The following is a 22086-nucleotide window of genomic DNA, read 5'->3' as shown; positions in this document are numbered from 1 at the left end:
AATTAAAGATTAAGAAAACCTTAAGCCCGTAAATAATAAAATTAATTAGCCTTCTATTTATTCTGGCGCACCGGTGAACATTTTTCTCTGCGCGTGCCGCGCGTATAAAAAACCCCGCCAGTGCGGGGGTGAAGTGGAAATGGAAACAGTCAGCGCTTATAAGCGCTTTGTTAACCATTCCAGCTGCTGGGTAATGACGTTATCGAAATGCTTACCATCATATAAATCATAATGTTTTGCGCCCAGCTCGGTATAGAGCCGCTTGTCCTGGGCGCTGACGGATTCGTATAGCGCAATACCCTGCTGAGGATCATTAACCGTATCGTCTCCGGCCACCACCACGAGCGTCGGGCAGCTGACCTTCTCCGCGTACTGGTAAGGTTTGTAGCGAAGCGTTTCATAAACGGTAAGGAAAGGTATTTTGATATCCATCGCAGGATAGTGCGCTTTATTTGCCTCAAAGAAGGCTTTCGACTCTTCGTCTCCCAGTACCTTCGTGATGGCGACGAACATCTCCTTACCCTGGCGCTCGCGTTTTTCGACCATCTTTTCAAGCGTGGCGACGAACCCCTGCTTGTCGTTATCATCCATATTGCCGGTGACAATCACTTCACCGTCCGCAAACCCCATCTGGCTTATGATGCATTTCACCTGCGGGCGCTCGACGGCAGCGGCAAACACATGGCAGGCACCTAGCGACGTCCCCCATAGCGCGATACGCTGCCCTTCCAGCCCGGGATGCTTCTCCGCCCAGTCAATAACGGTACAGATATCGTCAATTTGCATTGATGGAACCAGCCTTCCTCGCTCCCCACCGCTTTCGCCGAAACCACGGTAATCAAATGTGATAGTCGCAAAGCCAGCGTGAGTAAATGCTTCAGCATAGCGCGGCAGTAAAATGTCCTGTATCCCGCAAAACCCGTGGCAAAGCACGACAACCGGAGCTTTTTCATCCCTGTCCGGCTGACGTAAGGTTAAGGCTATCTCATTATTTAATGTGTGTGTTGTCAAAAACATATATTTATCCCTCTAATGAAGAGGGGTAAGCCTATCAGCCCAGTCAATATAAAAATTTGACTTAAATCCAAATAAGAACTGGCCGTTATAAAAAGCATCACATCGCCGCGTGAGGGGCATACATCGGATAGGTGAAGAACAATAAATGCACGCAGTTCAGCCCAAAATGAAATAACGTTGCAACCCAGAGCCTGCCGCTCCACATCCACGCCAGGCCGTAAATAATACCGGAGAGGCTGGCAAAAATAATCAGTAGTAAACCGCCGCGATAATGCATCAGCCCAAAGATGACTGAAGCAATCAACAGCGCGACAACAGGATGAAGAATCCTGGACAAGCGTTGCTGCAGGTAGCCTCTGAACAAGGCTTCCTCAGCCAAAGAGACGAAGAAAATATTCGCAAGGGCAAATTGAGCGAACCATTCTGGCGCATGTGGCTCAATTCTCAGCCCGCCCAATGCAACAGCAAGAAGTAACAGCACGGGTATCGCAAGAACCAATATTCCCCAGCCAGCCTTGCCAGCGTTATAGAGTGGTTTTGCTACGAATAACGTTGGCATGCACGTCATTAGAATGAACGGCACCACCGCCTTGTCCATATTAAAGTACATAGTGAACGGTATGCTTTGCGGGCCAACGACGACTGCATCCAGCACTTTGGGGTTATGGAAGCCCGGGATCGCATGCAAGAACAGGGCAACGGCGACGACCACGCACAGGCCTTCGAGCAGATAAGTATATTTATTATTGTTATTACGTAGCCATTCAACAACAGACCAACCAATAACGATTGATGCAATCACCAGCAGTGCCGGGGCGTCCAGAATGCTCTCTTTCCAGCCGAAAAATGCCGTTAACCCCAGCATCAGGTAAGCCAGACTTTTATTAAGGGAAAGCGCGGCAAGCGATGTTGCGAGTAGATACCACATATTTGTCCTTCATGACAGGCATGTACAACAGTGAAAAGGAATGTCGTGCCGCAGGCATCCCGCGGGGAAGTCATAAATATGGTGCCGACTACCGGAATCGAACTGGTGACCTACTGATTACAAGTCAGTTGCTCTACCTACTGAGCTAAGTCGGCGTTGGTCCGCCACCGGAGCCTCGAACCCCGTACTACAACATCCTGGTTGTCGCTCTTCCCGATGAGCTAGTGGCGGTGTGGTGGCCCTGGCTGGAACGATACCAATGACCGGTCGATGGCGGAACAAACGTTCTCACCGACAGGCTATAGGGCCGGGAGCAAAATGATACACACCTGGAATTAACCATGCAAATTCAACGGGTAAAATCAGGCGCAGAGTGAAGGATCGGCAGGGGTGGGTAGGTCACGCGTAATCAGATACGGTGATTAAGGCCTGTCGCTAACCCGCTAAGCCTTGAGCCGCCCTTCAAGAATCCAGTGTGTCACTGTAGTCGTTGAGATACCAAGTAGTTCAGCGGCTTCCTTTCTGGTTAGAGTGATTTTTTCCATTAACGTACCCACAAAATTAGGAAATACGTGTTGAACACTACTTTGATGAGGATTGAACAGGTTTGCTTTGCAATTGGCTTCAGAAAACCAACAATTTACGCATGGATGCGGAAACGAACGTTCCCAAAGCCGATAAAGATAGGCAGCGGTTGTCTTTCCCCCAGACTCAGTAATTACCTACTTCGAAAACGACCAGCCCGTGGTGTGCCATCCTCTTATACCTGGCAAAGTGGTTATCAACCCCGATTCATGCCTGGAACATGTGATCCGTTCTGACTAAGTGGTGATGTCGTGCGATCAAGCTAAAAAATTTACGTTCGGGGAGATACTGAAAATGTTCGCCATAGAACGTCAAGTTCAGGATCACTGGTTGCGGCCTTAACCATACTGGGCAGCCCACTATTGCTTATAACAGATTTCTCGGCCACCCAAGCCGACACATTGAACTACCGCGTCACTATTAAAGTGAGAATGCTAAAAATTGTTCTTGGGCGTCGCCATCAAGTAAAGCATGGAGAAAAACAAGGATCCCCAATATACCGAATCATATCGATAGGGATCAAAATCAATATGCAAAAAGCCGCTTACAAAATCGTATCCATTTGCAAAGATGTTTATCTGAATGGATGCAATAGCGATTACAAATACCATATAAGCAATAAACAATGGATATTTATGAAGCCTGTTAACTATCAACTTCCCCAGATAAAGCAAGAAAAAAACCACTATTGACACTATAAAATACACTACGGCAGGCCAGATAGATGGATAAAGCGAAAATTCTAAATCTTGTGACATAATCAGTTCTCTTTAGCTATTTTGTACATCTGCCAACCCGTGATACTACTACTGGTCGCGTCAAGTATAATTGCGGTTTTAGATGCCTCTTGCCAGCCTCTGATATAATCAGATTGGATATTGTGAAACAAACTCCATGACTTCTCTCTGGGCTCCAGAACTTTTCTTCCTGCACCGTATGCTGATAAAGAGAGATCAATTACACCGTAAATTAAATCTGCCTGCTTATTACCATAACCCAGCTTTTTTGCAGCTAATCTGTACGCATCTCTCAGGGTTCCTGATTGTTCTTCACGGAAAAGAAGATAATACCCGTTTTCGTATATATTATTTAACCCATGAGCAATCATCGGAGCTCCATATGCAGCACATGCTAGCCCCAGCGATCCTACGCATAAACTAGCCCCACCATAAACTTGTGCTCCGCCTGCGACGAAACCAATCTGCTTGAGAGCAATAGTCGTTGTTGTCTGGTTTTTTTCAACAACTATAAATATTTTTGCTCGGTTAAAGGTAAGCAAATCATCCTGTTCATGGAGATGTCGTATCTGTTCGCCAAGGATTTGAGTCCCCCCGAGAAAGGTTAGGCAGTGGGATTCGATCTCTCTTTTCAAACGACCTACGAGCTGCTGAGCTTCAAAAAACATACCAGAAGTGCCATAAAGTAAATGCTTAGCGGAAATTTGCTCTGTAAGTTGCTCAATTTCTCGCGCTTTATGTTCAAACTGACTTTTGTCACGATTATGGTTATACATTTGACCTCCATGTCACAAATACTGTTCAATAATACATTCGTTCAGACAACAATCAATAGCCCTTTACGTATCAGTAATTGCGGCAGTAAGAGCGGGAAATTTTTATACAAAGTGCGCACAGCCACGTCATAAATAATCGCTACCTGCTTTCTGTCCACGCCGTTCGCAATCAGACGACTCGGGTCCGATCCGCTATATGAACCGATAAAACTCGGATTTCATAGACAGGAGAACGGTGCCATCGCTTATACAGCGTGGACTGCGCTGCATGAATGCCTGTTTCTCAAGGCTGGGAAATATGGTTAACGCCTATGATGTTTGGGATAACGTTGAAAGATCGGCTGACATGAAGGTGGATGGATGAAATATGGGTGGCGTAAGCCACCCATAGTAACGAACTAGATAATACACCTTCATGCTCGAGTGCCTTGCGAGCGATTTCCCCCCATTAAATATACAAGTTCATACAACAGAGTCGCCTCTTTCCCGGTAGTGAATAAATAGCCGGCAGCGAGTGCAAGCGCCCTGATTCTCATAAGCTCATTAACAGGATTTTGCTCAGATCAAATTCATGCCACTCAGCAGCACGAAGTTCGATGGTTCGGACACTGAGTTATATAAGAAGCAGTGTCGCGATACGGGTAATTTTACTACCGCTATATGCGTCGAAAGCTTGTTTGAAGGGGCCAAGTTGAGCTGGTGAAAGATGAGGGAAATTTTGCTATTTGGGGGATTTCAGAGCCCTGCCAAATCAGTGACCGGATTGTACTCGGCCCTGCCGGTGATGGCAGCATAAGTAAATATGCCCACTCAGCACCTAACCATTTAACAGAGCATGCTGAGCAAATTCACTCATTTTTCGGGGGTGATGTCCCCAAGATGTCCCACAGCGGAAATCTGGAGAAAGCGAGGGAGACGTAACTATCTGAAATTAAATGGCACGCCCTGTAGGATTCGAACCTACGACCTACGGCTTAGAAGGCCGTTGCTCTATCCAACTGAGCTAAGGGCGCACAGAGAAGCGTGAACTTCGCGGTGGTGAAACGCGTGGAATTATACGGTCAATGGCAGGTGAGTCAATGCCTTTTCCCCGATCTGTATCGATAACGGCTAGCTGATTGTAAATACGGCTGTTTTTTCAACATTTTCACTACATCCCACGTAGAATTTACCGCTGCGAAAAGGCTTAGCTGCTTTTAAGTAACGCCTGCTGTTTTCCTGTAGGCCACCTCGTCACACTGGTGCAAGGTATCCCGGCCGCCTGGAGGCTGACAGACAACAGGACAATGGAGTGACAGCGCAAAACCTGACCTATACGCCTCCCCGGCTAAAGCACATTTCTCATGATATCACCGGTATCAAACTTGAGCCCATCGTTGCCCTCGCCTCTTCGCACAGGATCGGCGTTGAGGTGCTCAGCGTTCTGTCACCCACGCTGCAAAGTGAAGATTTTTTCCGCGAACAATCGGCAGAACAGTCGCTTATGCTGCTGGAAGTGCAGCTTCGTGTGCTAAAAAACGCGGTCGCCTGTAACAATATTTTCATCAATCTGCCGATAACCGTACTCATGGTGCCAGAACTTTTTCAGCGTCTGCTGCAACTGCGAAGCCCGCCGCTGAATATAGAGATTGTCGACCCTGTCGACTTTTTCGCACTCTCCGATACACAGCGGCAAGTCTTGGCCCAGCGCCTGAAGCAGCTGACCATAAAGGGTCACCGCATCTGGCTGGATGACGTTGATGACAGCGTTGTCCAGCCCTTCTTATCCTGGCCACTGCCACTCAGCGGCATAAAAATCGACAAAGAAACCTTCTGGCGTATGCGCGCCACCCCTGCGCTGGGGGAACTGGTTTCCCGCTGTTTTCGGCTCGCCGGGAAGGTGCTTATCGAAGGTATTGAGACTGAACGGGATCGTTCCTGCGCACGCCAGGCAGGGGCACAACTCGGCCAGGGGTATTACTGGCCATCCTGGACATGGCCGGAGGATTAAACAGCCATCTCCAGGAGGGAGGCCATGGGAATGACAGTGCGCCGTTACCGTCGGCGTCGTACAGGAAGTGACGCACTGGGATTTACACGCTCGCCTTTTGCTCCCCCCTTCTTTGACCGACTCGAATTTTTGAGCCAGTCCACCAGCCTGACCCATAAAACTGACGCCCCGTTTATCATTCTGGTCACGGAAGATCATTACCTGCGCACCGGAATGCTGAACGGGAATTTCCCGCTAAGCTGTTGCTCTGACTATCCGGTGCTGGAAGATGCCTTAAGTGCGTTGAATCAGTGGCCCTCCGCGCGTCTGGTGGTCGATATCGACAGCCGCGCCACGGCTCTGATCGACAAACTGGATCAGCTAAGACGATATAGCCTCTACCCGCCTTTTCTTACCCCCCATCTACTTGTCAGGGCAGATGATTACGATACTCGCCTGTTCTGCAAAGCGGCGGGGCCCTTTCATGTACTTGAACGTCAGTTGCCCGCTGCGGCACTGCAGCAGTACCTGCTGGAAACAAAGCCGCCGCAAGGCTCGGTGAAAGAGTGGTTCACGCGCAACGAATGGCCCATACTGCAGGAACTTTCTCGCGGCAAAACGCTGCGTCAGATTGCCCTGATTCAAAACCACCCCTATAGCCGCATTATCTATCGTCTCGGCTGCATTTTGACCAAGCTGGGGTTAAACCACCGCCAGGAATTACTGCACCTTCTTAATAATCTCTCAGACTGCACGTTTTGACTTAGGCATTAACCCGTTCATTCCTAAAGACCTTTAAGAAATAACCTACTATTTGTGTTAAATTTTTGTTTCAAATTAACATTTCATTCAAAATTACAACTATTCCTAATTCAACCACTTAAACCAAGTGAAATATTACAGAAAACGGTAATAGCAGCACTTTCCTCCATCCGTTAAGCTCTCCAGGAGTCCGTTAAAAATATGATAATGATGTAAAAACAAGCAGTTTATCTGTACCGGCCAGGCGCGAGTGCAGGATACTGCAGCATATCCTGCTGCTCAGTTTCGCTTTTTTCCGCCGGTCGCCACGCGCTTTCAGTTGAAGGTTTTACCCCCTGTTGTGCCGTTTTTTTGCGCTTGCCGTGAAAGTACCGCACCACTTTCCCCACCTCGTTTTGTTAACAATCAATTAACACAAAGTGATATATGTCATTTTTTGTTATTACATAAAGATGAAAAAATGTGGTAAATGGAATAGCAGGACATTTGCGCTAAATTTAAAATAATAGCGATTCAGATCCAGAAGATAATACAAAGCAATGGACCAGGATTAATTTACAGGGTTTTCGGAGAAAACTTACACGGTATAATAAGATGCGTTGCAAATATGAATAAGAAAAACCTTTTTGCCACACCAGCCAAATGAGATAACCGCGCTGAGGCATTAATTTACTCGCTACGTTAACAAGGATGCTTTCGCTCTTTCCAGGGAATTACTACCGTATAAGGATCACCATCTATATCCTTCCGGCATTTCGAGAGTTTGAACAAAACTCCGCATAACGCTTTTAACAATCTGAGGCATTAAAAATGAAACCGGCATCCGTTATCATTATGGACGAACACCCTATTGTCAGAATGTCGATAGAAGTCCTGCTACAGAAAAATAAAAATATCATAGTCAAACTCAAGTCTGGCGATAGCCATGAAGTGCTTGATTGTATTCGCAACCACCCCATCGATCTGGTTATCCTGGACATCGAACTGACGGGAACCGATGGGTTTTCATTACTTAAGAGAATCAGAAACCTAAACAAAGACATCAAGGTTCTGTTCCTCTCGTCAAAATCAGAGTCGTTTTACGCGGGACGCGCCATTCGCGCAGGGGCCAATGGCTTTGTCAGCAAGCGAAAAGATTTGGGTGAGATCTACAACGCGGTGGAAATGATACTGATGGGCTATTCTTTTTTCCCGTCAGAAACGCTGAACTTTATAAATCATCTGGGCTCCGGGAAAGGTATCACGCCGGATATGCCATTATCGAATCGCGAAGTCACGGTGTTACGCTATCTGGCGAATGGATTATCCAATAAGGAGATTGCGGAGCAGTTGCTATTAAGCAACAAAACCATTAGCGCGCACAAATCCAATATTTATTCCAAGCTCGGCGTACAGAGCATTGTGGAATTAATAGATTACGCGAAAGCACACGAACTGCTATAAACTGAATTCACTCCCCGCAACTTAAGCGAGTTGCAGGGAGTGCGGTCAGCGCTAATTATAATTGATCATAAACGTGGCATCCGCATCAGCCCGTCCCGGCTGAGGGTTATCCGCTGTGGCAATATAATTGGCATAAAACGACAGTACCGCATTACCTTCTGCATCAACCGTTACCGGCTGGCTGGCCTGCTGAAGATCCAGCCGTGTTTTATCCGCATCGCGGATCTCCACGGCAACCTGACCCGCCGTACTGCCATCATTGAGCGCCAGCAAACCGCTGTCGCTGCCGTCTGCTTTTCCCGAAAACGTAATGGAGGCGGCGCCAGGAGGACAGCCGGTCAGCTTCAGCGTAAACGGCATGGGCTGCGTGCGGCTCCCCGTGGTTCTTAGCTGTTTGGTCGGCCAGGTGCCGAGCGTGACGACCTTATCGCTGTCATTGCCTTCGGCCACGCAGGTGAAATCGACGATGTTGCCGGACATCTCAATATTGATTTCCCCCAGCGCCGTGGCCGCCTGAGCGCCAGCGTGAAGCATCATCAGTACTCCCGCAGCAATGTACCTGCTCCAGTGTCCCATTGCTCCTCCTTAATCGTAATCCACGCGAAGATAGCCGCGCGAGGTGAAACGGCCCTCGGCAGGCTTGTTGCCCGTCACGCTCACAGGCCAGACCCGAATGCCGACCTGTGCCTGAGCGCTGTCATCCAGGCGGAACGGAATTTTGCTGGTGAGCGTGTTAGGCGTCAGCGGCGTGCCGCTTTCGTTAGCGACCACAAACCCCAGATCGGGATTATTAGAAACCAGCGCGTTACCAGACACTTTCTCCGCTTCGATACGCATCGTCAGATACGCATTGGCTTCAACGTTTGTGCATTTAATGGCAATGGTTTTGCTTTGAGGCGTAACCTTCTGCGGCCGATTTCCGGCACCAGCCTGGCTAAACAACGACGCACCAATATCGCCAAAATCAAACTCCACGACCTGGCCTGCGTTGATCGCACAGCTTTGCGGTACCTGAATCGTTCCGCTGTAGCTGATGGTATAGACCGGCGTATTAAGCGGATCGGCGGTTGTCGTCGTGACATAGACCCTGAACATGGTCTGCTGCGGGATCACCACCATATTGATAAAGCGCCGCGTTACCCTCAGACGGAAAACCAGTTTGGAATCGGTCACCGGGAAAGCCTTGTTATTCGGTACGTTGGGGTGCTGCCCCATCTGGATATAATTCGCGGGAGGGTAGAACGTGCCCGCAAAGTCATCGTGGATCTGCATGGCGCCGTCAAGGTACTCATTCAGCTTCACATATTTATAGCTGTCGATCACCGTGGTAATGGGCAAGTCGGTGACATAGCTGCGCATGGTGGATTTACCGGTTGTCCCGCGGGGACAAATGGCATTCACCCCCACCAGTCCAGATTTTTGCGCCAGGGTGACAATCTCCCCCGGCCTGTTGTTAGAGCTGTTAAACACGTTGGAGAGATCGTAGGAAATATCCTTCGCCACGCCGGTGGAGTTCTGGCACACCGTGGCCCATGTGGGCAGTGCGCTGCACAACACTGCCGCGCCAAATATGCTACGGATAATGGTCATGATTGGGTTCCTGTTAGCGTTCACAGCGTGCCCCCGCCAGCGTAATGGCCTGGTTCAGGCTTTCCGGTGGTAAGTGATAGCTTGCACGGCACTGGGACTGTTTTCCGTCGCCCCACTGGATAAGCAGCTCACCTTCCAGCGGCAGCCCGCCGAGGTAAATCTGCCCGTCATCCCCCACCATGCTGGTGACGCCGCTTTGCGTTTCACGTACCACCGCGCCAAACGGCACGGGCTGGTCGCCGCGCTTGACGGTCAGCAGAGCGCGCACGCCAATACGGGTATCGAAGCTGGCGCGCACCAGCGCCCCTTTGGTCGGCACCACGCTGCTCACGTTATTTTCGATGTCGGTGTTGTTGCTCATGGTATTGGTGTCCAACGCCACGCGGTTGTAGCGGTAGACGGTGGCATACGGCATCACCGCATAGCCTCGCCAGTCGGTTTTCACCCCGGTCTGGTTTTCCACGCTCACTCCGGAGGCGCCCGGCGCTTTGATCAGCACGTTGGTGTCGCCCAGCGGCTGGCTGAAGGTCACCCCGTCTGAATGCCCCACCACGCCGCCAGAAAGCTGCCAGTTGAGATCGTGCTGGTCGCGGGCGTAGTTGTAGCCCACGCCCAGCGTGCCGTAGGTCGCCTGCCAGTTGGCGCTGGCGCTGCCGCTTGCACCGTTATTGCTGGCGTGCCCCTGCGTGACGCTGTAGTTCAGGTTGCGGTCTTCGAGCAGTGTTCCGCTCACACCGGTCTGCCAGCTGGTATCGCCGTCGCTGTTGCGGCTGGCAGAAGCGGTAGCGTAGGCTCTGTCGATGGCGCTATCGCGGCGATAGCCGTGACGGGTAAACAGGCTGAACGGCACGGAGACGTTAAACGACGCAATTCGGTCCGTACCGTCGATCCCAACGGCCTTGTTCCACGACCAGGACACGGAGTAGTTGATCCCCTTCACGCCGCCCGCATAGCCCAGCTGATACCAGACGTTAGATTCGCTGGTGCCCCAATAGCTCTGCTGGCTACCGGAGAGGTAAACCGAGCCGTAGTCCCCCAGCGACTGGGAAATGTTGAGCTGGAAGCGCCCCTTTTTGTTCCACGTCAGGTTGTGATAACTCTGCACGTCCGGCACGCCGTCATCGTCCTGACCTTCGCCATACTGGTAGCCTTCCATTGAGCGCCACGCCACATCGTCCAGTGTGTAGAACCCTTTGGTAGAGTAGCGATAGCCCAGCAGCTGGAAGTTGGTGCCGAAGCCGTTAAGGGATTTTGCGTAAAGGAAGCGCAGGGACTGCCCTTCATGGCGGCTGTCATCCGCGAGCTGGCTGCGGGCATGGGTGAGATCGAGCGAGACCGCCCCCCAGTCCCCGAGGTTTTTCCCGGCCCCGAGGGCAATCGCGGTATAGCGTGACGCCAGCTGCGTGCCGCCGTACAGCGTATAGCCGTCGGCCAGGCCGGTAATGAGCGTTCCCTGAGCGAAGAACGGCGTGTCCTGCTCGCTGTTGCCGCTGCGGTAATCCCCCGCCACCAGGTCATATTTCCAGCGACCTTCACGCTGCAGCAACGGCACGGTGGAGTAAGGCACGGTGTAACGCTGCTGGCTACCGTCCTTCTCTTCTACCGTTACCTCAAGATCGCCGCTTGATGAGGTCGGGTTGAGGTCGGTAATGGCAAACGCCCCAGGCTGGACATAGCTCTGGTAAATGACATAACCGTTCTGGCGGATCGCTACCTTGGCTGGCGTGCGGGCAATACCGCGCACGGTTGGCGCGTAGCCCTGCATGCTGTCCGGGTACATGCTGTCTGAGGAATAGAGCCGCCCGCCCCGAAAGCCGACGCTGTCGAAAACATCGTTACCGGTATTGCTGTCGCCCAGCACCAGCTCGCTTTTCAGCGGAATGACGGTGCGCTGAGCCCAGGTGCCAATATTCTGCCAGTTGCTGTGACGCTGACCGTTACTTTGGGTGTAACGCCACGCGCCGTTATTGCGTAATCGCCAGGCACCATAGTTCAGCCCGCTCTGCAGGTTCAGGTAATAGCTGTCGTCATCGCTGCCGCGGTTGCCGGTAAAGCTGTAATTCAACAGGGCGGCGGGAATGCCTTCATCCCACTGTTCAGGCGGAATGTAGCCCCGGGCGCTGTTTTGCATGGCCACCTGCGGCAGGCTCACGTTCAGGCGCAGTGACGCAAAGTTGAAGGCCGTTTCGCTGCCGGGAATAGCCGTCGTCATCGGAACGCAGGTTTCCCCCTGCACGTTTGCCAGTTCCGGGAACGCCGCGATGTTGACGCCGAAACGGTCGAGCATCGCGCGCGTAATGCACGGCGCTAACCCGCCCGCGACGGGTGGCGTGTTTTCGGCTTGTTCAAAACGCACGTCCTGCGTGCCGATAAACTCATCGTTGCGCCAGATGTCCACGCGATAGACGCCCGGCGCCTGCTGGTGTCCTTGTTCAAAACGCGACAAATCCGCCACGCTGGCGGCGTCGTCGGACAAAAAAGCCGGGTTGAAGTAGCTTTCGCTCCAGCCGGTGTGCGGCCAGAGCGTTGTCATCAATGCCAGTGCAACCGGGCAGTAACGCCATTGAGTGTTCATCGCCCTGACTCTGCTCACAGATTGACGCTACGCGCCGGAGTAATAGCGCCGTAATCATTGACGCTCTGCCAGGAGAGCGTGCCACTGGCTGCGGTTGGCAGCACCTGCTGTGCGGAGTTTTTCGGCGCGACCATCAGGTTTTCCAGCGCCTGACCGCCAAGCTTCAGGTTGACCAGCGTGACGTAGTAGGGCGAAGCATTGCTCACCTTCAGGTGGTTCCCGACGCGCTCAAAGCGTAGCTGGGAGAGCGCCTCTTCCGGCGGCATCGACAGGTTAGCCGGGCGCACAAACAGCTTGATGCGTGACAGAATGGCCAGCTGCAGCACGTTATTGTTCTCTGTTTTCGCCTTACTCACTGACGGAATTGCCTTCACGTTCATGTAAAAAAGCGATTCGCGATCGGCGGGCAGGGTCGGCCCGGCATAAATAATGCGCAGCGTGTTTTCGCTGTCCGGCTCGCTCACAAACAGCGGCGGCGTGACGGCAAAGGTTTTTTCTTTTTGCCCGCTGGCGTTTTCAATCCACGCGTTAATTAAATAACGCTCTTGCTTGTTACTGTTGGTGATCGCCAGCGATGTCTGTTTTGCATCTGCCGGATAAATCACGCGCGTCGCGCCCAGCGCAATTCCACCGGATGCATTTGCACAGGCAGAAACCATCATCAAAATAAAAGATAAAAACAGTCCGGGTTTAATCAGGGTGTTCATCACAACCGTACCTTTAATAATGTGTTCGCAGGCGTCAGGGATAAATCAACGTAAACCAGACATCCGACTGAATATTGCCTGGCACGAGGTGTTCGGAAATCGCCCGGTAGCGAGCGCTGAAATGAAACGCCAGCTCGCGGGTATCAATGGGCAGCCAGCTGACCGCCGTGGCGTTCGGGATAATCTGACGTTGTTGTTCGTCGAAAAGCGCCAGCCCAACGCCGCTGCTGACAGGGGCTTCACCTGGCCGCGATGTCGCCAGGAAAACCTGCGGATCTTCTGCAGGGGTTGCGCCCTGAAACTGGATCCCCACGGTACGAGAAACGTCCACGCTGCAGTCGAGCAGCCGTACGGTGAAAGGCACGTTTACCGTGGAAAAACTGCCGACGCCGGAAAATGAGTTGGTGCGGTACTGACCCATATCCACGCGCATATTCTGGCTATCAGGCGCCACGGCGCAGCCGCCGTTGACCAGTTCCCCTCTCAGGTGAACCTTGCCGCCGTCGATTACCACGGTATGTGCGTTTACCGCTGAGGCAATCGCAAGGGCAAAAAACAGTATCCCAGTCCTTGTCATCCTTCGTTCCCGGCATTAGCGATTAAAAGACCTCCTCCCTGAGGTCGACCACATCCCTGTACTCAGGCATTACTCGTATTTCATCACGAAGGTAGCGTCAGCGTTCGCCTGGCCTGGCTCGGTGGTCGCAGCAGTGGCTTTATAGCGCGCGGTGAAGTTCAGGGTGTTAGTACCTTCAATCAGGTTCTGCGCGGCAGAGAAGGTGGCACCGTCTGGGGTCAGGACGCTGGATTTACTGTCGAGGATCTCGATACCCACGCCTTTCGCGGTGTTGTCGTTATTGCCAGAGGTGACCGCCAGCAGGGTTTTATCCGTCGCGTCGATCTGACCGGTGAATGCCACCGCAGCGGTTTTCGCTACCAGCGGATCGCAATCGTTCAGTTCGATGGTGAACGGAATATTGGAGGTGGTGTCACCCACTTTGGTGAATTTCGCGGTACGGTACTGACCGAGATTAACCGTCTGCTCGGAAGAATCAGTATTTACTGAACACGCAGCATTCACTAATTCACCTTTGAAATGCACGGTACCGCCATTAACGGAAACAGGCGTTGTGGTATCTTCTGCATGAGCGGCACCCGCGACCAGGGCCAAAGTTGCAATAACAGTAGAAGCAATGTTGCTGAGTTTCATGTCTATTCCTTTAAAATGTAAATAACCCTTCCCGCGGATAATCGGGAATAAGAAATACGTTCAATTGATTAATTGAAAGCTTATTTCGGAGGAGACAAAGTAGCTCAGGAAACTATTTTAAAATATGTCAAAACACTGCCATTTTACCAGGTCACATCCTATTCCCGCCTAGGAAATTGACCATACCTTCCACAAGGTTTTGCGGCCCCGTGATGAAATCTCGCAAAGGGTGACTGACAGCGGCGCTCGCTTCTGACAAAATATAGGCAATCCCCCCTTTCAAACGTTACAGACGGAATCTTCTCTCTGATGGCAGCAAAGATTATTGACGGTAAAACGATTGCGCAGCAGGTGCGCTCTGAGGTCGCTGAAAAAGTGAAGGCGCGTAAAGCCGCCGGAAAACGCGCCCCCGGGCTGGCCGTTGTGCTGGTTGGCAGCAACCCGGCATCGCAGATTTATGTCGGCAGCAAACGCAAAGCGTGTGAAGAGGTGGGGTTCGTCTCCCGCTCTTACGATTTGCCTGAGACCACCAGCGAAGCGGAACTGCTGGAACTTATTGACACCCTGAATGCCGATAACGAGATCGACGGCATTCTGGTACAGCTGCCGCTGCCTGCGGGCATCGACAACGTGAAGGTGCTGGAACGTATCGCACCGGACAAAGACGTGGACGGTTTCCATCCATACAACGTGGGCCGCCTGTGCCAGCGCGCGCCGCGTCTGCGCCCGTGCACGCCACGCGGCATTGTGACGCTGCTGGAGCGCTATAACATCGACACCTACGGCCTGAACGCCGTGGTGATTGGCGCCTCTAACATCGTGGGCCGTCCGATGAGCATGGAGCTGCTGCTGGCGGGCTGCACCACCACCGTGACCCACCGCTTCACCAAAAACCTGCGCCACCACGTTGAAAATGCCGATCTGCTGATCGTCGCGGTCGGCAAGCCGGGCTTTATTCCGGGCGAGTGGATTAAAGAGGGCGCGATTGTTGTGGACGTGGGCATCAACCGTCTGGAAAGCGGCAAAGTGGTCGGCGACGTGGTGTACGAAGATGCCGCGGCGCGTGCCTCATACATTACGCCGGTCCCGGGCGGCGTGGGCCCGATGACCGTTGCAACACTGATTCAGAATACTTTGCAGGCATGCGAAGAGTACCACGACGTAGAGGAAGCATAAGATGGCCACATTTTCATTAGGCAAACACCCGCACGTAGAGCTGTGCGATCTGCTCAAGCTGGAAGGCTGGAGCGAAAGCGGTGCGCAGGCCAAAATCGTTATCGCCGACGGGCGAGTGAAAGTCGACGGTGCGGTGGAAACCCGCAAGCGCTGCAAGATTATCGCGGGTCAGACCGTAAGCTTTGAAGGACAGAGCGTAACCGTTACGGCCTGAGCCGTTTGATGCCCGGTGGCGCTGCGCTTACCGGGCCTACGTACTGTCTCCGTTTGTAGGCCGGGTAAGGCGAAGCCGCCACCCGGCAATTTCTCTCACAATCCCCCACATCCATCACGGTTAATTATCGATCAACTTCAAATAATCACTATTTCATCTGTTGAAAGGTGAGATTTCAGTTGCACGTTTTTCACTCTTTCCCCACGATAAGTAGAACGTTCTACTAAAACGTTCTACTTACAATAACAGCGCCAAAAAAGCGCTACTCGGGGGAAATCAGCATGAGTCTGATATCAGGGTTTGTTAAATCGCTGTCTAAGTTATCGATGATTGGTCGCGCCTTAATGCTGCCAATTTCACTGCTTCCCGCTGCGGGCCTGCTGCTGGCCTTCGGCGATAAGTTCCACCTGCCGCTGATGATGAACGCGGGCGGGGTTATCTTTGATAACCTGCCGATGCTGTTTGCCATCGGCTCTGCCGTGGGTCTGGCGTCGGAGTCCGGCATTGCGGCGCTCTCTGCGGCAGTGTCGGTGTTTGTCACCAATATCACCATCAGCACCGTGCTGAGCATCACGCCGGAAATGGCCTCTCAGGGCGGGAAATACGCCATGGTGGTCGGTATCCCGACGCTGCAGATGGGCGTCTTCGGTGGCCTGATCTGCGGTATTCTCGCGGCCTGGTGCTATAACCGCTTCCACACCATGCAGCTGCCGGAGTTCCTCGGCTTCTTCTCCGGTAAACGTTTTGTGGCGATTGCGACGGCGTTACTGTCGTTCCTGCTCGGTCTGCTGCTGCCGTACGTGTGGCAGCATATCCAGGCCGGTATCGACGCCCTCTCCGTGGTGGTGAACGGCGACAACCAGGCGGCCTCGACCTTTATCTTCGGTCTGGTGGAGCGCGCGCTGATCCCGCTCGGCCTGCACCACATCTGGTATCCGTCCTTCTGGTATTCGTTCGGGGATTACACCACCCAGGCGGGCCAGGTGATCCACGGCGACCAGACCATCTGGTTCAAGATGCTGGAAGAAGGGGTGAAATCCTTCAGCAGCGACACCTACCAGAACGCAGGCAAGTTCATGCAGGGCGAGTTCCCGCTGATGCTGTTTGCGCTGCCCGCGGCGTGCCTGGCGATGTACCACGAAGCGCACACGAAGAATAAGAAAATCGCGGCCGGTATTCTGTTCTCTGCGGCGCTGACCTGCTTCCTGACGGGTATTACGGAACCGGTTGAGTTCACTTTTATCTTCGTGGCGCCGATCCTGTACGTCTTCAACGCCATCATGGCGGGCCTGGCGTACATGACCATGTACCTGCTGCATGCGCACATCGCCAAGTCGTTCTCGGCAGGCTTTATCGACTACCTGTCTTTCGGGATCCTGCCGTCGTTTAACGGCTACCAGACCAACTTCCTGAGCGCCGTTATCATCGGTATCCCGATGGGGCTGATTTACTACTTTACCTTCCGCTTCGTGATCCGCCGTTTCGACGTGAAAACGCCGGGCCGTACCGAAGTGACCGCCAGTGCGAATGACAAGTCCGATTCCGAACTTGCCACCGAAATTATCAGCCTGCTGGGAGGCGCGCAGAATATCGATTCGGTTGGCTCCTGTATCACCCGCCTGCGTCTGGAAGTGGCAAAAAGCGACGTGGTAGATAAAGACGGTCTTAACGGTCTCGGTGCGCGCGGCGTGGTCTTCGTCGGCGACAACGGTATACAGGTGATTTTCGGTGCCAGAGCACAGTTTATCGCCCAGACCATGTCCACCATGATCGGCAAATAATAAGATGCCTGGAAGACACGTCTCCTGTACGCTGGAAGACGTGTCTTATCTGGCTGATTATCGGTAAATTTCAGGGAGCGGTTTTGAAGAAAGTCAGCATCATTGATGTCGCAAAGCACGCGGGCGTGTCGGTCTCTACCGTCTCGCTGGTGCTACGCCAGAAAGGGAAAATCTCAGAGGCGACGATCGGGAAGGTCAATGCCGCCATCACGACGCTCGGCTATGTTCATAACGTCGCCGCTGCCAACCTTCGCGCCAACACCTCAAATCTTATCGGCCTGATCCTGCGCGACTTCAGCGACAGCTTTTCCATCAAGGTGATGGCAAGCATTGTTCAGGAACTGGAGAAGCAGGGATACATGGTTTTTCTCGGCCAGCCGCTGAACGACCGGGAACATCTGGAACGGACCCTGCTGTCGTTTAAGCAGCAGGGTGTCGCAGGCGTCATTTATCTTGCGTCTGACACCCGCACCTCTGCTCTGCCGGAGCAGATCCGCCAGTGTCCGCTGCCGCTGGTAGTGGTCTCGCAGTCCCTGCTCGATGAAAAATGCAATCTGGTGATGCGCGACAACCGCCAGGCCGCGAACCTGGCTGCGCGCTATCTTATCGAGCGCGGACACCGCACGATCGCCTATATTGGCGGACGCGAGGGCTGCCTTATCCGCGAGCAGCGCCTGCTCGGTTTTCGCAGCGCGATGACGCAAAGCGGACTGGTCTGGCGCGATGACTATTCACCGGCCTGCAGCGACGACACGCAGGCCGCCGCGATGGCGACTCGCCAGCTGCTGGAAAAAAATAACGCCATCACCGCCCTGCTCTGCCATTCGCCGGATGCCATGATCGGCTCTATCTCCGGCATTCATCAGGTGGGTCGCACCGTGGGGAAAGATGTGTTCTTAACTCAGCAGGTGGCGCTGATCGGTTTTGAAGATATGCTTCACGTTAACCTCACATCACCGTCATTCACCTACGTCTCCTCGGCCAGTGACGAAACCGGGCGTCAGGCCGCGGGGTTGATAATCCGCAAGCTGAAAGAGCCGGACTTACAAACCCAGCGCATTACCCTCTCCGGGCAGCTTATCGCGCGCGAATCGGCGTAAAATCAGAATTTAGCACAGGTTTGCAAAAACGAATTCGCTGCTATATTTCCATGATTTACCATGGATAATCGCAATGCCTACCGTTATTACGCACGCCGCTGTTCCGCTTTGCCTGGGCTTAGGTCTGGGAACTAAAGTCATCCCTCCCCGCCTGCTGTTTGCCGGTATCGTGCTCGCCATGCTGCCCGACGCTGACGTGCTGGCGTTTAAATTCGGCGTCGCCTACGGGAATATTCTTGGCCATCGCGGCTTTACCCACTCCCTGCTGTTCGCCTTTGTGGTGCCAATACTGTGCGTGCTGATTGGCCGACGATGGTTCCGGGCCAGCCTGACGCGCTGCTGGCTGTTTTTAACAGTGTCATTGCTGTCGCACAGCCTGCTGGATTCGATCACCACCGGCGGGAAAGGCGTCGGCTGGCTTTGGCCGTGGTCGGATGAACGTTTCTTTGCGCCGTGGCAGGTGATCAAGGTCGCGCCGTTTGCGCTGTCGCGCTACACCACGCCGTACGGGCATCAGGTCATTATCTCGGAACTGCTGTGGGTGTGGCTGCCGGGGGCAGTGCTGATGGGGTTGCTGTGGTGGAGAAAGCGTGCGCGCTGATGCCCTCACCCCGGCCCTCTCCCTCGGGGAGAGGGAGAAAACCTAACAATTCCCTCTCCCTGTGGGAGAGGGTTAGGGTGAGGGGAAAATTACTTACGGCGCCAGGTCGTCCCCTGCGGGCCGTCTTCCAGAATGATGCCCATCTCGGTCAGACGGTTACGCGCCGCATCCGCCGCCGCCCAGTCTTTCGCCTGACGCGCTTCCAGACGCGCTTTGATTAACGCTTCAATCTCCGCCACTTCGCCGTCGTCCGCCTGCGCGCCGCTCTGCAGGAACGCGTCCGGCTCCTGCTCCAGCAGGCCGAGCACGGAAGAGAGCTTACGCAGATGGGACGCCAGCGCATTCGCCGCGGCCATATCTTCTGACTTCAGGCGGTTCACTTCGCGCGCCATGTCGAACAGCACGGAGTAGGCTTCCGGGGTGTTGAAGTCGTCGTTCATCACCTCCACGAAGCGCGCTTCGAACGCCTCACCGCCTGCCGCTGGAACAGACCTGTCGGTACCGCGCAGCGCGGTGTACAGACGCTCCAGCGCCGAGCGCGCCTGTTTCAGGTTCTCTTCGCTGTAGTTCAGCTGGCTGCGATAGTGGCCGGACATCAGGAAGTAGCGCACGGTTTCCGCGTCGTAGTACTTCAGCACATCGCGCACGGTGAAGAAGTTGCCCAGCGATTTCGACATCTTCTCGCGGTCAACCATTACCATCCCGGAGTGCATCCAGTAGTTAACGTACTCGCCGCCATGGGCGCAGGTGGACTGCGCGATTTCGTTTTCGTGGTGCGGGAACATCAGGTCTGAACCGCCGCCGTGAATGTCGAAATGTTTGCCCAGCTGTTTGCAGTTCATTGCCGAACATTCAATGTGCCAGCCCGGACGGCCTTCGCCCCACGGGGATGGCCAGCTTGGTTCACCCTCTTTGGACATTTTCCACAGCACGAAGTCCATCGGGTTACGCTTCACGTCAACCACGTCAACGCGCGCGCCGGCCTGGAGCTGGTCCAGATCCTGACGGGAAAGCGCGCCGTAGGTTGGGTCCGTCGGCACGGAGAACATCACGTCGCCGTTTTCTGCCACATAGGCGTGACCGCGCGCGATCAGCTTCTCGGTGATGTCGATAATTTCATGAATATGGTGGGTCGCACGCGGCTCGCTGTCCGGACGCAGAATGTTTAAGGCGTCGAAATCTTTGTGCATTTCAACGATCATACGGTCCACCAGCGCCACAAAGCTTTCGCCGTTTTCATTAGCGCGCTTGATGATTTTGTCGTCGATATCGGTGATGTTACGCACGTACTTCAGGGTATAACCCAGAAAGCGCAGGTAGCGCGAAACCACGTCGAAAGAGACAAAGGTACGACCATGGCCGATGTGACAGAGATCGTAAACCGTAATACCACACACGTACATGCCGACTTCCCCGGCATGGATAGGTTTAAATTCCTCTTTTTGGCGCGTCATTGTATTAAAGATTTTTAACATCGAAGATTCCATGTAAACACGTGTGTGGACGAAAACCGGGTATTCTACCCGTAATTCAAACCCGAAGCAGCACACAATGCAAGGTGATCGCATCCTGTGGTTATGCTATAACAAGCCCCTATAGATGACCCGAACGCGGGTCGACGTACCACAATAACGGAACAGGATGCAAAAATGGTTACTTTCCACACTAATCATGGCGATATCGTAATCAAGACCTTTGATGACAAAGCGCCTGAAACAGTTAAAAACTTCCTGGACTACTGCCGCGAAGGTTTCTACAACAACACCATTTTCCACCGCGTGATCAACGGCTTTATGATCCAGGGCGGCGGTTTTGAACCTGGCATGAACCAGAAAGAGACCAAAGAAGCGATCAAAAACGAAGCGAACAACGGTCTGAAAAACACCCGCGGTACGCTGGCGATGGCTCGTACTCAGGCACCACACTCTGCAACCGCGCAGTTCTTCATCAACGTGGCTGACAACGACTTCCTGAACTTCTCCGGCGAAAGCCTGCAGGGTTGGGGCTACTGCGTCTTCGCAGAAGTGGTTGAAGGTATGGACGTGGTTGACAAGATCAAAGCCGTCTCTACTGGCCGCAGCGGTATGCACCAGGACGTTCCTAAAGAAGACGTTGTGATTACAAGCGTGACCGTCAGCGAGTAATTCGTGGCGACACTCTTTATTGCGGATCTGCATCTGCAAACGGAAGAACCGGCGATTACCGCCGGTTTTCTGCGTTTTTTACGCGGTGAAGCCAAAAGCGCCGACGCACTGTACATCCTGGGCGATCTGTTTGAAGCCTGGATTGGCGACGACGATCCTAACCCGCTGCATCGTGAAATGGCCTCGGCCATTAAAACGCTGGTGGATTCCGGCGTCCCCTGCTACTTCATTCACGGCAACCGTGATTTCCTGATAGGCCAGCGCTACGCACGCGAAAGTGGCATGACGCTGCTGCCGGAAGAGCAGGTGCTCGACTTGTATGGCCGCAACGTCCTGATCATGCACGGCGACACGCTCTGCACTGACGATACCGGCTACCTGGCGTTTCGCGCTAAGGTTCATACACCGTGGATCCAGACGCTATTCCTCGCCCTGCCGCTGTTTATCCGCAACCGCATCGCCGCAAGAATGCGCGCGGGCAGCAAGGCCGCCAACAGCAGCAAATCCATGACCATCATGGACGTGAACCCGCAGGCGGTCGTGAACGTGATGGACAAGCATCACGTCCAGTGGCTTATCCACGGCCATACCCATCGCCCTGATGTCCACACGCTGGTCGCCAACGGCGAACCTGCCCATCGCGTGGTATTAGGTGCCTGGCACGCCGAAGGCTCCATGGTCAAAGTCACGCCTGAGGGCGTAGAGCTGATCGCGTTTCCGTTTTAATCCCTTCTCACAATTCATTCTATTTTTTTGAACAATATCGGCAAA

At 53.3% G+C, this 22086-nt stretch carries 21 protein-coding genes, 2 tRNA genes and 2 pseudogenes; 11 read left to right on the top strand and 14 right to left on the bottom strand.

The window, feature by feature from the left end; genetic code table 11:
• Window positions 1–156: 156 nt before the first annotated feature.
• From uilS to ACOQH0_RS05725, 3 genes are all read right to left on the bottom strand, one after another.
• Window positions 157–1017 carry a UilS family quorum-quenching N-acyl-homoserine lactonase gene (gene uilS, locus ACOQH0_RS05735; protein ID WP_421511729.1) on the bottom strand — a complete coding sequence of 287 codons (861 nt, stop codon included), beginning with the start codon at window positions 1015–1017 and terminating at the stop codon, window positions 157–159.
• A 97-nt stretch (window positions 1018–1114) separates the two neighbouring features.
• Window positions 1115–1945 (bottom strand): CPBP family intramembrane glutamic endopeptidase, encoded by an 831-nt coding sequence (locus ACOQH0_RS05730; protein ID WP_421511728.1) that lies wholly within the window; start codon window positions 1943–1945, stop codon window positions 1115–1117.
• A 79-nt stretch (window positions 1946–2024) separates the two neighbouring features.
• Window positions 2025–2100, bottom strand: a tRNA-Thr gene (locus tag ACOQH0_RS05725).
• 435 nt (window positions 2101–2535) lie between these two features.
• Between ACOQH0_RS05725 and ACOQH0_RS05720 the strand changes: the two genes are divergently transcribed.
• On the top strand, window positions 2536–2766 hold the full coding sequence (locus ACOQH0_RS05720; protein WP_410975298.1) for a helix-turn-helix transcriptional regulator: 231 nt from the start codon (window positions 2536–2538) through the stop codon (window positions 2764–2766).
• 524 nt (window positions 2767–3290) lie between these two features.
• Here the strand turns inward: ACOQH0_RS05720 and ACOQH0_RS05715 are convergent.
• The 4 genes and pseudogenes from ACOQH0_RS05715 to ACOQH0_RS05700 all read right to left on the bottom strand — a co-directional run bounded on the left by ACOQH0_RS05715 (window position 3291) and on the right by ACOQH0_RS05700 (window position 5056).
• Window positions 3291–4043 carry a DUF4225 domain-containing protein gene (locus ACOQH0_RS05715; RefSeq protein WP_421511727.1) on the bottom strand — a complete coding sequence of 251 codons (753 nt, stop codon included), beginning with the start codon at window positions 4041–4043 and terminating at the stop codon, window positions 3291–3293.
• Window positions 4044–4084: 41 nt separating this feature from the next.
• Window positions 4085–4219, bottom strand: a pseudogene (locus tag ACOQH0_RS05710) (helix-turn-helix domain-containing protein); the annotation flags it as partial.
• A 377-nt stretch (window positions 4220–4596) separates the two neighbouring features.
• Window positions 4597–4847 (bottom strand): annotated as a pseudogene (locus ACOQH0_RS05705) (tyrosine-type recombinase/integrase); the annotation flags it as partial.
• Between the two features lie 132 nt (window positions 4848–4979).
• Window positions 4980–5056, bottom strand: a tRNA-Arg gene (locus ACOQH0_RS05700).
• A 278-nt stretch (window positions 5057–5334) separates the two neighbouring features.
• Here ACOQH0_RS05700 and ACOQH0_RS05695 point away from each other — a divergent pair.
• From ACOQH0_RS05695 to fimZ, 3 genes are all read left to right on the top strand, one after another.
• The gene (locus ACOQH0_RS05695; protein ID WP_256459996.1) at window positions 5335–6033 is read left to right on the top strand and encodes an EAL domain-containing protein; all 699 of its coding nucleotides are present in this window, start codon (window positions 5335–5337) and stop codon (window positions 6031–6033) included.
• Between the two features lie 24 nt (window positions 6034–6057).
• Complete coding sequence (locus ACOQH0_RS05690; protein ID WP_421511726.1) at window positions 6058–6774, top strand: helix-turn-helix transcriptional regulator; 717 nt, start codon at window positions 6058–6060, stop codon at window positions 6772–6774.
• Window positions 6775–7584: 810 nt separating this feature from the next.
• Entirely contained in the window at window positions 7585–8217 is a 633-nt protein-coding gene (gene fimZ / locus ACOQH0_RS05685; RefSeq protein ID WP_010428271.1) for a fimbria biosynthesis transcriptional regulator FimZ, read from the top strand.
• A 51-nt stretch (window positions 8218–8268) separates the two neighbouring features.
• Here the strand turns inward: fimZ and sfmF are convergent, their stop codons facing one another.
• The 6 genes from sfmF to fimA form a co-directional block, all read right to left on the bottom strand.
• On the bottom strand, window positions 8269–8793 hold the full coding sequence (gene sfmF / locus ACOQH0_RS05680) for a fimbria assembly protein (RefSeq protein ID WP_010428269.1): 525 nt from the start codon (window positions 8791–8793) through the stop codon (window positions 8269–8271).
• Between the two features lie 9 nt (window positions 8794–8802).
• Window positions 8803–9807 carry a type 1 fimbria D-mannose specific adhesin FimH gene (gene fimH, locus ACOQH0_RS05675; RefSeq protein WP_010428267.1) on the bottom strand — a complete coding sequence of 335 codons (1005 nt, stop codon included), beginning with the start codon at window positions 9805–9807 and terminating at the stop codon, window positions 8803–8805.
• Window positions 9808–9820: 13 nt separating this feature from the next.
• Window positions 9821–12382: a fimbrial biogenesis usher protein gene (locus ACOQH0_RS05670; RefSeq protein WP_421511724.1), complete on the bottom strand. Its 2562-nt coding sequence runs from the start codon at window positions 12380–12382 to the stop codon at window positions 9821–9823.
• 14 nt (window positions 12383–12396) lie between these two features.
• The gene (fimC, locus tag ACOQH0_RS05665; RefSeq protein WP_256460000.1) at window positions 12397–13089 is read right to left on the bottom strand and encodes a type 1 fimbria chaperone FimC; all 693 of its coding nucleotides are present in this window, start codon (window positions 13087–13089) and stop codon (window positions 12397–12399) included.
• 34 nt (window positions 13090–13123) lie between these two features.
• Window positions 13124–13666 carry a type 1 fimbrial protein subunit FimI gene (gene fimI, locus ACOQH0_RS05660; RefSeq protein ID WP_010428261.1) on the bottom strand — a complete coding sequence of 181 codons (543 nt, stop codon included), beginning with the start codon at window positions 13664–13666 and terminating at the stop codon, window positions 13124–13126.
• A 69-nt stretch (window positions 13667–13735) separates the two neighbouring features.
• Window positions 13736–14299 (bottom strand): type 1 fimbrial major subunit FimA, encoded by a 564-nt coding sequence (gene fimA / locus ACOQH0_RS05655; RefSeq protein ID WP_089599404.1) that lies wholly within the window; start codon window positions 14297–14299, stop codon window positions 13736–13738.
• 309 nt (window positions 14300–14608) lie between these two features.
• On the opposite strand from fimA, the gene folD reads away from it, so the two are divergent.
• The 5 genes from folD to ACOQH0_RS05630 all read left to right on the top strand — a co-directional run bounded on the left by folD (window position 14609) and on the right by ACOQH0_RS05630 (window position 19171).
• Window positions 14609–15475 (top strand): bifunctional methylenetetrahydrofolate dehydrogenase/methenyltetrahydrofolate cyclohydrolase FolD, encoded by an 867-nt coding sequence (folD, locus tag ACOQH0_RS05650; protein WP_010428257.1) that lies wholly within the window; start codon window positions 14609–14611, stop codon window positions 15473–15475.
• 1 nt (window position 15476) lies between these two features.
• The gene (gene ybcJ, locus ACOQH0_RS05645) at window positions 15477–15689 is read left to right on the top strand and encodes a ribosome-associated protein YbcJ (protein WP_089599405.1); all 213 of its coding nucleotides are present in this window, start codon (window positions 15477–15479) and stop codon (window positions 15687–15689) included.
• Window positions 15690–15970: 281 nt separating this feature from the next.
• Complete coding sequence (locus tag ACOQH0_RS05640; RefSeq protein ID WP_172701391.1) at window positions 15971–17470, top strand: PTS transporter subunit EIIC; 1500 nt, start codon at window positions 15971–15973, stop codon at window positions 17468–17470.
• Between the two features lie 83 nt (window positions 17471–17553).
• Window positions 17554–18570 carry a Mal regulon transcriptional regulator MalI gene (gene malI, locus ACOQH0_RS05635; RefSeq protein ID WP_010428250.1) on the top strand — a complete coding sequence of 339 codons (1017 nt, stop codon included), beginning with the start codon at window positions 17554–17556 and terminating at the stop codon, window positions 18568–18570.
• A 73-nt stretch (window positions 18571–18643) separates the two neighbouring features.
• A complete protein-coding gene (locus ACOQH0_RS05630; RefSeq protein WP_421511723.1) occupies window positions 18644–19171 on the top strand; it encodes a metal-dependent hydrolase in 528 nt (175 codons plus the stop codon).
• 89 nt (window positions 19172–19260) lie between these two features.
• Here ACOQH0_RS05630 and cysS read toward each other — a convergent pair whose 3' ends face one another.
• Window positions 19261–20646: a cysteine--tRNA ligase gene (gene cysS, locus ACOQH0_RS05625; RefSeq protein WP_010428248.1), complete on the bottom strand. Its 1386-nt coding sequence runs from the start codon at window positions 20644–20646 to the stop codon at window positions 19261–19263.
• Between the two features lie 174 nt (window positions 20647–20820).
• Between cysS and ppiB the strand changes: the two genes are divergently transcribed.
• Together ppiB and lpxH are read left to right on the top strand one after the other, a co-directional pair.
• Entirely contained in the window at window positions 20821–21315 is a 495-nt protein-coding gene (gene ppiB / locus ACOQH0_RS05620; RefSeq protein WP_010428247.1) for a peptidylprolyl isomerase B, read from the top strand.
• A gap of 3 nt (window positions 21316–21318) precedes the next feature.
• Entirely contained in the window at window positions 21319–22041 is a 723-nt protein-coding gene (gene lpxH / locus ACOQH0_RS05615; protein WP_421511722.1) for a UDP-2,3-diacylglucosamine diphosphatase, read from the top strand.
• Window positions 22042–22086: the final 45 nt, after the last annotated feature.

The organism is Enterobacter sp. JS8-1, assembly GCF_049187015.1.
GTDB lineage: Bacteria > Pseudomonadota > Gammaproteobacteria > Enterobacterales > Enterobacteriaceae > Enterobacter > Enterobacter mori.
The sequence above is the reverse complement of the archived record's forward strand: the minus strand, read 5'-3'. Positions and strand labels throughout refer to the sequence as shown.